Origin of the sequence: Staphylococcus sp. Marseille-Q1834 (genome assembly GCF_916858875.1) — a bacterium.
GTDB classification, from domain to species: domain Bacteria; phylum Bacillota; class Bacilli; order Staphylococcales; family Staphylococcaceae; genus Staphylococcus; species Staphylococcus pragensis.
Map to the genome: position 1 here is coordinate 1,364,796 of NZ_CAKASN010000001.1, position 13,571 is coordinate 1,378,366.

Here is a 13,571-nt window from a genome sequence, read left to right on the forward strand (position 1 = left end):
TCGTAGGGAAATAGCGTTTAGCTCAACTTTACGATATCCTTTACGCCACTTTCCTACGCCAGTACAAACTGGATCAGGTTCCAGGAATTATAAAGTTCGTTCTTTACTCTCAGCCTTAAACAAAGGCACTTCCAGTGGATGATAAATTTTATTCATTTATAAATTAATTAATAGCGTTTCAGTTCAATTTCATTTTACAGTTTTTCTGATTAGAGTTCAAATCTTAAATAAAAATAAATATGACACTACTTTTCGAAAAGTAGTATAACAACACAAACAAGCGCAATTTAATAAAAAACTTTTGTAAAGATATTGTAAACGTTTGCAATACCTGGTAATATGATAAAAAATAAGTGATTAAGCCTATCATGACAGGGCTTGAAAGGTGGAAAGTGATTAGAGCAAAAGGGAGTCTTCATGATTAATAGACAACATAAAAAGAATCAACAAAAAAGGAAAGTAGGAAAGAATATGGTTCAAAGACAAAGGAAAAGTAATGTCCGTTGGATGTTCGCATTACTATTTTTTATTATCGGAGTAATTGCATATATGGATAGATCGAATATCTCATATATTGCACCACAAATGATGCAAGATTTACATATGAATAAACAGCAATTTGGTTTATTAGCATCCTTCTTCTCATTAGGATATGCATTAATGCAAGTACCTTCAGGTATGTTAGCTGAAAAGTTTGGTCCACGTAAAATGATTACTATCGCATTAGTATGGTGGAGTGCTTTTACAATTTTTACAGGAATGATTAAACATCACGGTTTATTATTCTTAGTGCGTTTCTTATTTGGTGTAGGGGAAGCACCAATGTATCCATCAAATGCAGTTTTCAACTCAACATGGTTTGCGAAAGATGAAAAGGGAAGAGCATCTAGTGCATTATTAGCAGGTTCGTATTTTGGACCAGTACTAGCACCAATTATTACTATCGCCATTGTAAATGCATTTAATTGGCAAGCTGTCTTTTATATTTTTGGTGCGGTTGGTGTCTTAATTGCGATTTTATGGGGAATCATCGCAAAAGACCTTCCAGAGCAACATCGTATGGTTAACGAAGCGGAAAAACATTTTATTATGCAAAATCGTGACTTAGTTCAAACTAGCAAATCTTTACCACCATGGAATCAATTCTTCCGTCGCGTAAGTTTCTATGCTATCGCAGGTCAATACTTTGTAGTTCAATTTATTATTACATTATTCTTAATTTGGTTACCAACATACTTAACAGAGCAATATCATGTAGAGTTTAAACATATGACAATCAGTTCATTACCTTGGTTTATTATGTTTATCTTAATTTTATCTGCAGGTGCCATTTCAGATAAAATTTTACGTAGTGGTCAATCACGCTTTGTATCAAGAGGATTAATTGCGATTGCTGGATTCATTGTGTTTGCGATTTCAATCTTCTTCGCAGTTCATACAGAAAGCTTATACATTACGATCTTCTGGTTATCACTTGGCTTAGGTGGTATGGGTATCTCAATGGGTATGAGTTGGGCTGCTGCAAATGATATTGGTCGTAACTTTGCCGGTACAGTTTCTGGTTGGATGAACTTATGGGGTAACATTGGTGCCTTAGTTAGTCCATTCTTAGCTGGTGCAGTAGTAACATCTCTTGGATGGTCAATGACATTCCAATTACTTATCGTTCCAGCTGTCATTGCAGTTATCTTATGGTTCTTCGTTTCACCAGATAAACCATTGATTAAAGATGAAAGTAAAAAGTTAAAATAATAGGTTTGATTCATAGAAAAGTGAGCAAAACGCTCACTTTTTTTATTGACATATTTCTTGGGATGCTATTTCTAAAGCAGTTCTTAGATAGATATTAACTCACTTAAGTTGCTACGCGTTCCTGGGGCGCCGTCTCAGCCTGTAGTCTTCGACTGGCACTGCTTCCCTAGGAGTCTACGCAACTACGTTTCGTTATCTATCTTAGAACGTCTTACACAAGTGCTAATGCACTTGTGTTCATTATTAAAATACTCCGCAAGAGTCGCGCAACAACATTCGTAGTTTATCTTTAAATATATAGTGGGCTATGTCAATTTAATAAGATGCTATAATATAAAGGTCGCCTATCTCTCGGGCGTCTATCTTGACGTAGAGAGGGGGTGCTTAGATGACAGATATTCTTGTTCACATCGTAACCACAGTCATAAGTGGTTGTATTGTTGCGTTATTTTCATATTGGCTACGACAACGCGATAATAAGTAAATAGGCGACAAAGCCACACCAAAAAATCCCCTCACTACTGCCATAGTGGGGGGATTGGTGCATTAAATGCAGATATTCTTGTTAATTTGATTATATCATTAGCGTAGAAGAAAATGCAAAACGAAGGCATGAATATCAAATGCACTTTCACCCACTTATAAAGAGATATAACTGTTTAGTCAATAAGAAGAAATGGTAAAATAAAGTAAATCTAATTATTGAAGGTGATTGCATGATTATTATTAATGCCAAACTAAAAGTAAATGAGGACTATCGCGATGACTATCTAGATTTAATGAAAAAGTTAGTAGAAAGTTCTCGTCAAGAAGAAGGCAATACATTCTATAGCCATTATGAAGATGTAGATGAACGTAATTCATTTGTAGTGGTTGAGAATTATAAAGATCAACAAGCAGTTGAAACACATAACCATTCAGAACATTTTAGAGTATTTAGTGAAAATATCGGCAAGTACATTACCGAAGAACCTGTCATTGATGTAGCCGAAACAAAATAAATCTCATAAATACCAACTTACCTAGTCTTTGCTAGGTAAGTTTTTTAAATAAAACAACCTAGAAATATGAGAGATTAAAACATGTTATCATAGTCATGTATGTTTCATAGAAAGGAAAGATAACATTGGGAAATGTATTACATTCTCTTATTACGTTTGATACGACTAAGATTGACCCAATGAAAGGTCTCCGTCAAGGTTTACTCATGATTATCCCAGCCTTAGTAGGTTATCTATTAGGAGACTTTAATATTGGTTTATTAGTATCAACAGGGACCTTAGCGCATGTTTATGTTTTCAAAGGATCCCCTCAATCGATGCTTAGAACCGTGATTCTATGCTCGATTTCTTTTGCCATCTGTATGATGCTCGGAACATTAACGGTGACGCAACCTGTTCTTTACGGTTTTATATTACTCCTAGTAACAGTCATACCGTTTTACATTTTTAGTGCATTAAAGATTGCTGGCCCGTCTTCTACATTCTTCTTGGTCACATTTTGTTTACCTAGTAACTTACCTGTCGCACCTGACCAAGCGCTATTTCGTGGTTTGGCTATTTTAGGTGGGGGAGCCCTTGCAACATTTGTTGTGCTATTGATGATTCTTTTTCAAAAGCAGAAAGTTGAAGATCGTGCGATTACATCAGACTTTAAAATGATTCATGAGTTAATGCATCACTTTAATGACCCTGAAAAGTTTAAAGAAGTGTCGCAATCTGCAGTAACTGCATTTAAAAACTCAGATGAATTATTGATTACTGCCACAGCAGGAGCAAAATCGAAATTAAATTCACGTTTCCAACGCTTGTTATTACTCCATACCTCAGCGCAAGGGATTTACTCTGAATTGCTTGAGTTACATGAACAAAATATTCGTCCATTACCTCAAGATTTAATAGATATGATGGATGTAACAATGCGTAATGCATACCGTCATAGTGCTAAGCGTGAGAATTGGACGAAAGAAGTGCATGTGAGTGATGAGTTCGACAATCTATTACAGCACATTCTAAAAATTGATGAAATTGCGAATTTAAATGCAAATCAAATTGAACATCAAGCGAGCGTTAGAAAGCCATTATATAGTCAACGTATTCTTCATAATTTAACACTGGATTCTATCGTTTTCCGTAATACGCTCATCTATGCTGTGATATTAGGAGCAGCGATTTTCGTATCATTAGCCTTTAATATTCAGAAATCGTATTGGATTCCATTATCGGCACACACAATCATGTTAGGTATGACGACACGACGCATGTTAGACCGTTCCGTTGCCCGTGGTTTAGGTACTATCCTAGGAACTTTATTACTATCAGGTATTCTGTTCTTTAATCCACATCTCGTTGTAGCGGTCATTATCATGGGCCTAGCCGCAATGGTAACAGAAGCGTTTGTAGGTTCAAACTATGCCTTTGCCGTTATATTCATCACGACGCAAGTTATCTTATTAAACGGTTTAGCATCACATAATCTATCTATTTCCATTGCGTATACACGTATTTTTGATGTACTCATCGGAATTGTGATTGCCATCGTAGGTATCTTACTCATTAACCATCAAACAGCTTCAGCTATGTTACCACGTACAATTGCTGAAGTAGCACGTAAAGAAGCGATTCTGTTCCATTATTTATTCTCTGAAAATGCACACCAAGATACAAAACGTGAAAGAAAGGAAAGTTTTGAATTATCCGTTAAAATGAGCAATATGACTCAGACTTATAATTCAGCGAGTGGTGAATTATTCTCTAATAAAGCCGTTTTACGCTACTATTATCCAAGTATTTTCGCATTAGAAGAAATCAACTTTATGTTAATGCGTGCCATGCAAAATAAGGATCGCCAACATATTTCAGATACACAAATGGGCGAATACTTAGTAACATTTGAAAATGTAGCGAAACATTTCGAACTTCAAAGTAGTTTGGATGTTAAAGAATTATCAGATTTACCACAGTATAATTATTTAAAATCAGTGCTAATGAAACTACAAAGCAACTGTGTCGCATCACGTAAAGATGTCGATGATACTGAAGTGAAATCAGCTACTGAAGCATAAAGTTTGTTTACAGGCAGGCGTTTCATTTTCAAGTCACGTGGTAAAACCTTATTAAGATAAATAAGAGGAGTGTGACACTATGCCTTGGACAATGGACGATTATCCAAATACTTGGAAGAACTTTGATGAACTTGAACGTAAAAAAGCAATTGATATCGGTAATGCCATGTTAAAAGATGGCTATAAAGAAGGCGACATTATTCCAATCGCAACAAAACAAGCGGAAGATTGGTATAAAAACGCTAGCAAAGATGAATTAGAAGAGTTAAAAAATAAACACATAACGCAACATCAAAAAGATGATTCAGCCAATCCAGAATTAAATGAAGAAAATGTACATGTATACTTTGAAGATAATGAGTGGAAAGTGAAAACAGACGGCGCGAAACAAGCTTCTGATTCATTCGATAAGAAAGAAGACGCGAAACAACGTGCACAAGAAATCGCCGACAATCGAGATACTAAAGTTATCGAACACAAAAAAGATGAATAATAATTAATCCACTTATCCCAAACAAGTTCAAAAGCTTGTTTGGGATTTTTTAGTGGTTCTTAGATAGATATTCACTCGTTTAAGTTGTGCGCTTTCCCACAAGAACGCGAGCAACTTAAGCAAGCGACTCGTTCAAAAGTTATATAACTCAGTCTAATTACCTAGGTTAAATGGGATGGTTATTGTTTTTAGTTCATTTTGCAATTCGATATAATGGAGGTTAAGGAACAAGGGGGAACAGCTATGTACGTAGAAAGAAAACCATCATTGTATATAGAAGAATTGCGAAGCGAATTTAAAGACAGCTTAAATCATTTCAAAGATGGGGATGAGGCCTTTGATAGATTGATTGGCTTCGTGGAACTTGACCATTTATATTCATCTGCTTTAAAAGAAATATGCACGAAATTAGATATTTTAGATGATAATTTTAACCATGTGTATAAACATAATCCAATCCATCATATGGAACGTCGCGTTAAAGAGATGAATAGTCTAGTTAAGAAGTTACAACGTAAACACTTACCTGTCAGTGCAGAAAGTGCGAAAGAGAACATCTTAGATATTGCTGGTATTCGTGTCGTTTGTAATTACTTAGAAGATATTTATGTTATTGAAAAGATGTTATTAAAACAAGAAGACGTTAAACTATTAAAACGTAAAGATTATATTAAACAGCCGAAAGAAAATGGCTATCGCAGTCTACATCTTGTCGTTTCGATTCCTGTCTTTTTAGCTGATCGTGTTGAAGTAACGCCCGTTGAAATACAAATTCGTACGATAGGTATGGACATGTGGGCAAGTTTGGAACACAAAATTCGCTATAAAAATAATACAAATACAGAAGATTATAAAGATAGACTGAAAGAATGTGCACTTGAAATTACAGATATTGAAGCGAAAATGCAAGCCATTCATTCAGAAATATCGAATAGAGAAATGGAGTAAGGGGGTTCGAATTGAACCCCTTTTAATTATGCCCTAGAATAGATAAATTTGTGATAGAATAATTGATTAGTACTATTTTAAATTTTGAGGTTGATTATGGATAAACGAAATTTTAAGACACAAATTTATCAATTAAAAAATTATGAAAATGAACAGAGCGAAGTGGCATATGCAGGGAATATGGACACAGATAAAACAATTGTATTTCTACATGGTGCATTAATGACATACCGCATTATGACACTATTTGAGCCCTATTTCAGAGAATATAAAATGATATTTATCAACTGCCCTAGCCGTGGCAAAAGTTCAAAAATTGAACGAGAACATCATAATTTAGATGATTATGTTGAACGTATTGAAGATGTGCTAGAACAAATTGTAGAAGAGCATGATATAGATAAAATGATGATTATTGGTTACTCTATGGGCGGGATGATTGGTACGCGGTTATTAAAATTTAATAAACTTCCAATTTCGCATCTCGTCTATTTAAGTAGTGCAGCAAAGATTTCGCCTAATGCGAGTATGGTGTCACGTTTATTTACAAAGAATAGGAAACGTGAACATTTAAAAGACGAACTTGTTGCGATTAAGAACTTGCCACAATACATTTTGAAGAAGACAGTCTATGCACGTAAAGAGAACGGCGTTAGTATTTTATCCTTTGTCGCACCATTAAGAACAATTATTACTGACCTCATTTATACGGTGAAAGCCGATTATATGCCTGATATTGAATCAATTAAACAATTTCCTAAGCTATTATTTATCGCTGGAGAAGATGATGACGTGATTCCTTACACAGATTCCCAGGCAACGATGGAAGAATTTAAGAAATATGGTGGCGAAACAGTAGGTATTCTTTACCCAGGTATTGGCCATATTGATTTTCCTTCCGTTTTAGAGAAGCTACCCAATGGTACAGAAGGGATTATTGACCATATAAAAGACTGGATTGAATCTTAATAAGACAGAGGGGAGACTGCTAGTTATCTTTTTTTGAAAATGGTCTTGCTCATGACGTAGCGTCATTAGCTATGTTAGAGCTAGGAGGTGAAGGCTATGTCACATTATTCAATTGGAGAACTTGCCAAACAAAGTGGCATCACAATCAGAACATTACAATATTATGATCGCAAAGGGTTATTAACCGCTGAACGTCATCACGAATCTAACCGACGCTATTATACAGACACACAACGACACCAACTTCAACTAATATTAATCTTGAAAAAATTTGGCTGTACATTAGATGAAATTAAAACATTACTTTATGAAGATAATGACTTACAAACTTTGAAAATGATGCTTCAACTTCATAAAGAAACAATTGAGCAAGATATGCAACATCAAGCTGAGACTTTAAAACGTATCAATGCGGTACAACAATATATTTCAGAACAATCTAGTTCTTCAATCAATCATTTAACTGACATAGATAATGTTATGAAAAAATCTCAAACACTCAACACAGTAAAAGGTAAAATTTGGCTTAGTGCAGGGTTAATAGGACTCATACAATATTCTGGATTAGTGATTAGCTTGTTAAGAAGCTCAGCGAAACCATTCGTAACAGTGTTACCCATTCTAGTAACGTATGCTATAGGGTTAACTACTTTCTATTTCAAGCATATCTCTTATCTATGTCCGAATTGCCAACACGTCTTTAAACCATCATTAAAATCATTCGTTTTAGCAACACACACAACTAAAACACGCAAACTTCAATGCCCTAAATGTCACGAAACACATTATTGCATAGAAGTCGCAAGCGATAATAAATAACGTTAGCACTGCATCCTAGTATGAATAAGCTAGGATGCTTTATTCTTTTATAAAAAAGAAAACGCTTGCAAAAATAAGAACAGTATATTAACATACTTGTATACAAGTTGAAGTAAGTAGTAATTAGAGGTGAGTGTTGTGAATCAAGGATATCCAGAACAATGGCTTGGAGGTATGACCAAAGGGGAAGGTGTAGCTGCTGAAATTCGCTTACAAATTGTAAATGGAGAGATTGAGAGCGATACCTTACTTACCGAGAATCAAATCGCAAAACAATTTGACGTCAGTCGTTCTCCTGTACGCGATGCCTTCAAATTATTACAGACCGATCAATTAATACATCTCGAACGTATGGGAGCTAAAGTACTATCATTTGGCGAACAAGAAAAGAAAGAATTGTATGATTTGAGGCTGATGCTCGAGTCGTTCGCATTTTCAAAAATGAAATATATCGATCGTATTCCTGTAGTCAAAGAAATGCGCAAGCACCTTGAAATGATGAAAGTATCTGTACAATTTGAAGATGCTGAAGCATTTACGCAACACGATATACAATTTCATGAAGCAACTATAAAAGCTTCGAATCATCAATATTTACTCACGTTCTGGAACCATTTGAAACCGGTTATAGAATCTTTAGTCTTACTCTCAATGAGAGAGCGCATGGCACATAATAAAGAAGACTTTGACCGTATTCACAGCAATCACGAAGTGTTTATTGAAGCCATTGAACATAACGATTCAGATAAATTAAGAGAGGCGTTTCACTTAAACTTCGATGACGTGGGGAAAGATATCGAAAGTTTCTGGTTACGTTAAATAGAAGGAAAGAAGGAATACTATGAAATACATGATTGGCGTTGATATTGGTACAACAAGTACAAAATCAGTGTTATATGACGAGAATGGACAATTCATTATGAAACATAATATAGGCTATCCATTACATACGCCAAATGTAGATGTTTCAGAAGAGAACCCAGATGAATTATTTGATGCGGTGTTAATGACAGTGAAATATGTTGTGCGAAAAGCGGGTGTTAAGAAAGAAGATATTAAACTGATTTCTTTCAGTGCACAAATGCATAGCTTAGTCGCTCTAGATGCGCAACATTCAAGATTAACAGAAAGTATTACGTGGGCAGATAACCGTGCAAGTAAATACGCCGAACGCATCACTCAAGAACATAATGGGCATGAAATTTATCAACGCACAGGCACGCCGATTCATCCTATGTCTCCCTTATCTAAAATCTTCTGGATGAAACATGAGCAACCTGAAATTTATAATCAAACGGCAATGTTTGTTGATATCAAAACATATATTTTCTATCAACTGTTTGAGCAATATGTCATCGATTATTCAATGGCATCTGCAACAGGCATGTTTAATTTGGAACAGTTAGATTGGGATGAAGAAGCTCTCAATTTATTAGGAATTTCAAGAAACCAATTACCTAAACTTGTTCCAACTACGCATATCCTAACAGGTATGAAAAAACGTTACGCTACATTAATGGGTATTGATGAAAATACGCCAATCGTAGTTGGTGCAAGTGATGGCGTACTTTCAAACCTTGGTGTTAACAGCTTTAAAAAAGGAGAAGTTGCCGTCACAATCGGTACATCAGGCGCCATTCGCACAGTCATTAATAAACCACGTACAGATTACAAAGGACGTATCTTCTGTTATGTGTTAGACGAAGACCATTATGTTATTGGCGGACCAGTGAATAATGGTGGCGTCATTCTTAGATGGTTACGAGACGAACTCTTGGCAAGCGAAGTTGAAACAGCCAAACGCTTAGGCGTAGACCCATACGACGTACTTACAAAAATCGCAAGTCGCGTTAAACCAGGCGCAGAAGGTTTAATCTTCCACCCTTATTTAGCTGGGGAACGTGCGCCACTTTGGAACGCAGATGCACGCGGTTCATTCTTTGGCTTAACACTATCACATCAGAAAGAACACATGATTCGTGCAGCCTTAGAAGGCGTACTTTACAACCTTTACACGGTATATCTTGCATTAGTTGAAGTGATGAATGAAACGCCTAGTACGATTAAAGCAACAGGGGGTTTCGCGAAGAGTGAAGTATGGCGTCAAATGATGGCAGACATCTTTGATACAGATCTCATTGTGCCAGAAAGCTACGAAAGTTCTTGCCTTGGTACATGTGTCTTAGGTCTTAAAGCATTAGGGGAAATTCAAGACTTTTCCATCATTGAACAGATGGTAGGAACAACTAACGCACATCAACCAAACCAAGAAACCGTTAAAGTATATCAACAATTAGTATCAATCTTTATTAATCTTAGTCGTTCATTAGAAGAACGCTACGCAGAAATTGCGGATTTCCAACGTAAGCATTTAAATTAAATCATTACATCACAACTTAAAGAGACAAAGGGAGGACTTACAATGTTTGGAGAGATTTGGCCACTTATTAGCGTGGTTATTGGGATATTACTACTCTTATCATTAATCATTTTCTTAAAATTAAATACATTTATTTCATTAATCATTACATCAGTTGTTACAGCGATTCTGTTAGGTATGCCATTAAATAAAGTCATGAGTACGATTGAAACAGGTATGGGCAGTACGCTCGGTCACATCGCATTAATCTTTGGACTTGGTGCTATTCTAGGTAAATTACTAGCAGATGGCGGAGGAGCAAACCGCATTGCAGATACATTAATTGCCAAATTCGGACAGAAACACGTTCAATGGGCAATGTTAGTTGCAGCCTTTATCGTCGGTATCGCACTATTCTTCGAAGTGGGCTTAGTATTATTAATTCCATTAGTATTCACTATCGCCAAACGTGCGAAAGTATCACCACTTAAACTTGGCTTACCAATGGTGACAGCTTTATCAGTAACACACGGTTTCTTACCACCACATCCAGGACCAGTCGTGATCGCTAAAGAATTAAAAGCCAATATAGGACAAGTATTATTATTCGGTATCATCATCGCTATTCCAGTCACTATCATCGCTGGACCAATCTTCAACAAAGTAGCACAAAAAATCATCCCTTCAGCTTATACACGTGAAGGCGACATTTCGGCTTTAGGTTCACAAAGAGAATTTAAAGATTCTGAAATGCCAGGATTCGGCTTAAGTATCTTTACAGCCATCTTGCCAGTGCTCTTAATGTTACTATCAACTATCGTTCAATTAATTACTGGCCATCAAGAAGCTAAAAATCTATTTGAACAAATCATTTACTTCATTGGTACAGCTGGCACAGCAATGTTAATTTCAGTTATCTTTGCCATCTTCTCAATGGGCTTACACCGCGGTAGAAAAATGGATGACATCATGAAATCAGTCACAGATGCGATTTATCCAATCGGCATGATGATCCTCATCATCGGCGGTGGCGGTACATTCAAACAAGTACTTATCGACGGTGGCGTGGGCGATACAATTGCGAAAATGTTTGAAGGTTCAACAATGTCACCCATCTTACTTGCATGGATAGTTGCAGCCGTATTGCGTATCGCATTAGGCTCAGCAACAGTCGCAGCCATTTCGACAACAGGTATCGTCTTACCATTATTACAACACTCAGACGTTAACGTTGCACTTGTTGTACTTGCAATTGGAGCAGGAAGCGTTATCCTATCACACGTAAACGACGCAGGCTTCTGGATGTTCAGAGAATACTTCGGACTAACAATCAAAGAAACATTCCTAACATGGTCACTACTCGAAACCATCATCTCAGTATCAGGCATTATCTTCATCCTATTCATAAGCTTGTTTGTATAAAAAGATATTAAAAAGACACTCACTACCAATATTAGTGAGTGTCTTTTTATCAAAACAAAATGATTATTTACAAAATAGTGGACACACAACCATAAATGGAACTACTAGAGTAGCTTTTGTACCACCCATAGTTAAATTAAACAAGCTATTGCTAGGAAAGAATTCCAAAGAATGATAAACTAACAAATGATATAAAAGACAGAATGTACAAAGGAGTTACTTGAGTTTGAAACAGATTAAAAAAGCGATCATACCTGCCGCTGGTTTAGGAACGAGATTTTTACCAGCAACCAAAGCGATGCCTAAGGAAATGCTTCCTATTTTAGATAAACCAACCATTCAATACATAGTGGAAGAAGCCTCTCGCGCAGGAATTGAAGATATTATTATAGTAACTGGCAAACATAAACGTGCGATTGAAGACCACTTCGATAATCAAAAAGAATTAGAGATGGTACTTGAAGAAAAAGGAAAAACAGATCTACTTGAAAAAGTTCAATATTCAACAGATTTAGCCAACATTTTTTATGTTCGTCAAAAAGAACAAAAAGGATTAGGTCATGCCATTTATACTGCTCGCCAATTTATCGGTGATGAACCGTTTGCGGTCCTTCTAGGTGATGACATTGTAGAATCAGAAGAACCCGCTATCAAACAATTAATGAACGTATATGAAGAAACAGGTCACTCAGTGATTGGCGTTCAAGAAGTACCAGAGAACGTTACACATCGCTATGGCATTATCGATCCTTTAGACAAAGATGGACGCCGTTACGAAGTTAAACAATTTGTTGAGAAACCTGCTCAAGGTACCGCACCATCAAACCTAGCAATCATGGGGCGTTACATTTTAACACCAGAAATCTTTGACTACCTTAAAACACAAAAAGAAGGCGCCGGCAATGAAATACAATTAACCGACGCCATCGAACGTATGAACAACGACATACAAGTCTATGCATACGACTTTGACGGCGATCGCTTCGACGTAGGAGAAAAACTCGGCTTCGTCAAAACAACTATCGAATATGCCCTAAAAGACCCAAAAATGAAAGACGAACTCATCCATTTCATTAAAGAACTAGGAATATAAAAAATAAATTTATAGCAAAAGAGCCTAAGGCATTAAATGTCTTAGGCTCTCCTATTGTTAAAAATAGCTCATCTTATAAAAGACTAAGTTGAGGATTAAAATATAAAAACATTCTTAATACAAATTCAAATAAAAGGCCCATCTCATTTTCCGCTAAGATGAGCCTTCAGGGAGTTAATACCTATGTATCTATCCCACTAAAATATAAATCCTTCACTATATATTAGATCGAAATCTAATATACATAAATTATAATATATAAAAATTAATTAAAATACCCTACCCAATAGCAATTTCTTAACCAAAAATATCACTTTTTAATCTTTTCATTATTTTTAAATAAAAAAGCTATAGTCTTAAACTGTATAATAGTTAAAAACTATAGCCTTATAGGAGTATTCAATTTCGAAGAACTCAATAATTATGAAATTGATCCAACCTATTTCCCCTGAATTGTATTAGTGCATTAAACTATTACAATTTCATTTTATTATAGTTAGTCACAATTAAAAAGAGTAACTAATAGCAAATTCTTAACCAAAAATATCAATATTTTGATTAAATAAGTAATCTGGGTCTTAGTATAAGAAATTTTATGAAAATATTAATAAAACGAGCTATTAATTTTATGTTAATAGCTCGTTTTACCACG

The 13,571-nt window shown here is 35.6% G+C and carries 12 protein-coding genes and 1 riboswitch; all 12 genes read left to right on the top strand.

All coding sequences use genetic code 11. The features are described 5' to 3' along the window. Window positions 1-33: 33 nt before the first annotated feature. A riboswitch (TPP riboswitch) is annotated at window positions 34-143 on the bottom strand. Window positions 144-471: 328 nt separating this feature from the next. Further along, window positions 472-1,752: an MFS transporter gene (locus LIX58_RS06710; RefSeq protein ID WP_226386279.1), complete on the top strand. Its 1,281-nt coding sequence runs from the start codon at window positions 472-474 to the stop codon at window positions 1,750-1,752. Between the two features lie 388 nt (window positions 1,753-2,140). After that, a complete protein-coding gene (locus tag LIX58_RS06715; protein ID WP_126565520.1) occupies window positions 2,141-2,236 on the top strand; it encodes a type I toxin-antitoxin system Fst family toxin in 96 nt (31 codons plus the stop codon). A gap of 232 nt (window positions 2,237-2,468) precedes the next feature. Next, window positions 2,469-2,753: a putative quinol monooxygenase gene (locus LIX58_RS06720; RefSeq protein ID WP_103329890.1), complete on the top strand. Its 285-nt coding sequence runs from the start codon at window positions 2,469-2,471 to the stop codon at window positions 2,751-2,753. Between the two features lie 179 nt (window positions 2,754-2,932). After that, window positions 2,933-4,816: an FUSC family protein gene (locus LIX58_RS06725; RefSeq protein WP_413470816.1), complete on the top strand. Its 1,884-nt coding sequence runs from the start codon at window positions 2,933-2,935 to the stop codon at window positions 4,814-4,816. Between the two features lie 79 nt (window positions 4,817-4,895). Beyond that, window positions 4,896-5,309 carry a DUF2188 domain-containing protein gene (locus LIX58_RS06730; protein WP_154837270.1) on the top strand — a complete coding sequence of 138 codons (414 nt, stop codon included), beginning with the start codon at window positions 4,896-4,898 and terminating at the stop codon, window positions 5,307-5,309. A 243-nt stretch (window positions 5,310-5,552) separates the two neighbouring features. Beyond that, window positions 5,553-6,257, top strand: coding sequence for a GTP pyrophosphokinase family protein (locus tag LIX58_RS06735; protein ID WP_154837268.1), 705 nt, complete (start codon window positions 5,553-5,555; stop codon window positions 6,255-6,257). Between the two features lie 96 nt (window positions 6,258-6,353). Further along, window positions 6,354-7,226, top strand: coding sequence for an alpha/beta fold hydrolase (locus tag LIX58_RS06740; protein WP_154837266.1), 873 nt, complete (start codon window positions 6,354-6,356; stop codon window positions 7,224-7,226). Between the two features lie 96 nt (window positions 7,227-7,322). Continuing rightward, entirely contained in the window at window positions 7,323-8,045 is a 723-nt protein-coding gene (locus LIX58_RS06745) for a MerR family transcriptional regulator (RefSeq protein ID WP_154837264.1), read from the top strand. 138 nt (window positions 8,046-8,183) lie between these two features. Further along, window positions 8,184-8,864, top strand: a complete 681-nt coding sequence (locus LIX58_RS06750; RefSeq protein WP_154837262.1) for a GntR family transcriptional regulator — start codon at window positions 8,184-8,186, stop codon at window positions 8,862-8,864. 22 nt (window positions 8,865-8,886) lie between these two features. Continuing rightward, the gene (gntK, locus tag LIX58_RS06755) at window positions 8,887-10,425 is read left to right on the top strand and encodes a gluconokinase (RefSeq protein WP_226386196.1); all 1,539 of its coding nucleotides are present in this window, start codon (window positions 8,887-8,889) and stop codon (window positions 10,423-10,425) included. A gap of 42 nt (window positions 10,426-10,467) precedes the next feature. After that, the gene (locus LIX58_RS06760; protein ID WP_154837259.1) at window positions 10,468-11,826 is read left to right on the top strand and encodes a gluconate:H+ symporter; all 1,359 of its coding nucleotides are present in this window, start codon (window positions 10,468-10,470) and stop codon (window positions 11,824-11,826) included. 226 nt (window positions 11,827-12,052) lie between these two features. Continuing rightward, window positions 12,053-12,919: a UTP--glucose-1-phosphate uridylyltransferase GalU gene (galU, locus tag LIX58_RS06765; RefSeq protein WP_154837257.1), complete on the top strand. Its 867-nt coding sequence runs from the start codon at window positions 12,053-12,055 to the stop codon at window positions 12,917-12,919. Window positions 12,920-13,571: the final 652 nt, after the last annotated feature.

Excerpts from the sequence above, each read along its gene's own strand:
- LIX58_RS06710 (WP_226386279.1), top strand. The coding sequence starts at position 472 with ATGGTTCAAAGACAAAGGAAAAGTAATGTCCGTTGGATGTTCGCATTA.
- LIX58_RS06715 (WP_126565520.1), top strand. The coding sequence starts at position 2,141 with ATGACAGATATTCTTGTTCACATCGTAACCACAGTCATAAGTGGTTGT.
- LIX58_RS06720 (WP_103329890.1), top strand. The coding sequence starts at position 2,469 with ATGATTATTATTAATGCCAAACTAAAAGTAAATGAGGACTATCGCGAT.
- LIX58_RS06725 (WP_413470816.1), top strand. The coding sequence starts at position 2,933 with ATGAAAGGTCTCCGTCAAGGTTTACTCATGATTATCCCAGCCTTAGTA.
- LIX58_RS06730 (WP_154837270.1), top strand. The coding sequence starts at position 4,896 with ATGCCTTGGACAATGGACGATTATCCAAATACTTGGAAGAACTTTGAT.
- LIX58_RS06735 (WP_154837268.1), top strand. The coding sequence starts at position 5,553 with ATGTACGTAGAAAGAAAACCATCATTGTATATAGAAGAATTGCGAAGC.
- LIX58_RS06740 (WP_154837266.1), top strand. The coding sequence starts at position 6,354 with ATGGATAAACGAAATTTTAAGACACAAATTTATCAATTAAAAAATTAT.
- LIX58_RS06745 (WP_154837264.1), top strand. The coding sequence starts at position 7,323 with ATGTCACATTATTCAATTGGAGAACTTGCCAAACAAAGTGGCATCACA.
- gntK (WP_226386196.1), top strand. The coding sequence starts at position 8,887 with ATGAAATACATGATTGGCGTTGATATTGGTACAACAAGTACAAAATCA.
- LIX58_RS06760 (WP_154837259.1), top strand. The coding sequence starts at position 10,468 with ATGTTTGGAGAGATTTGGCCACTTATTAGCGTGGTTATTGGGATATTA.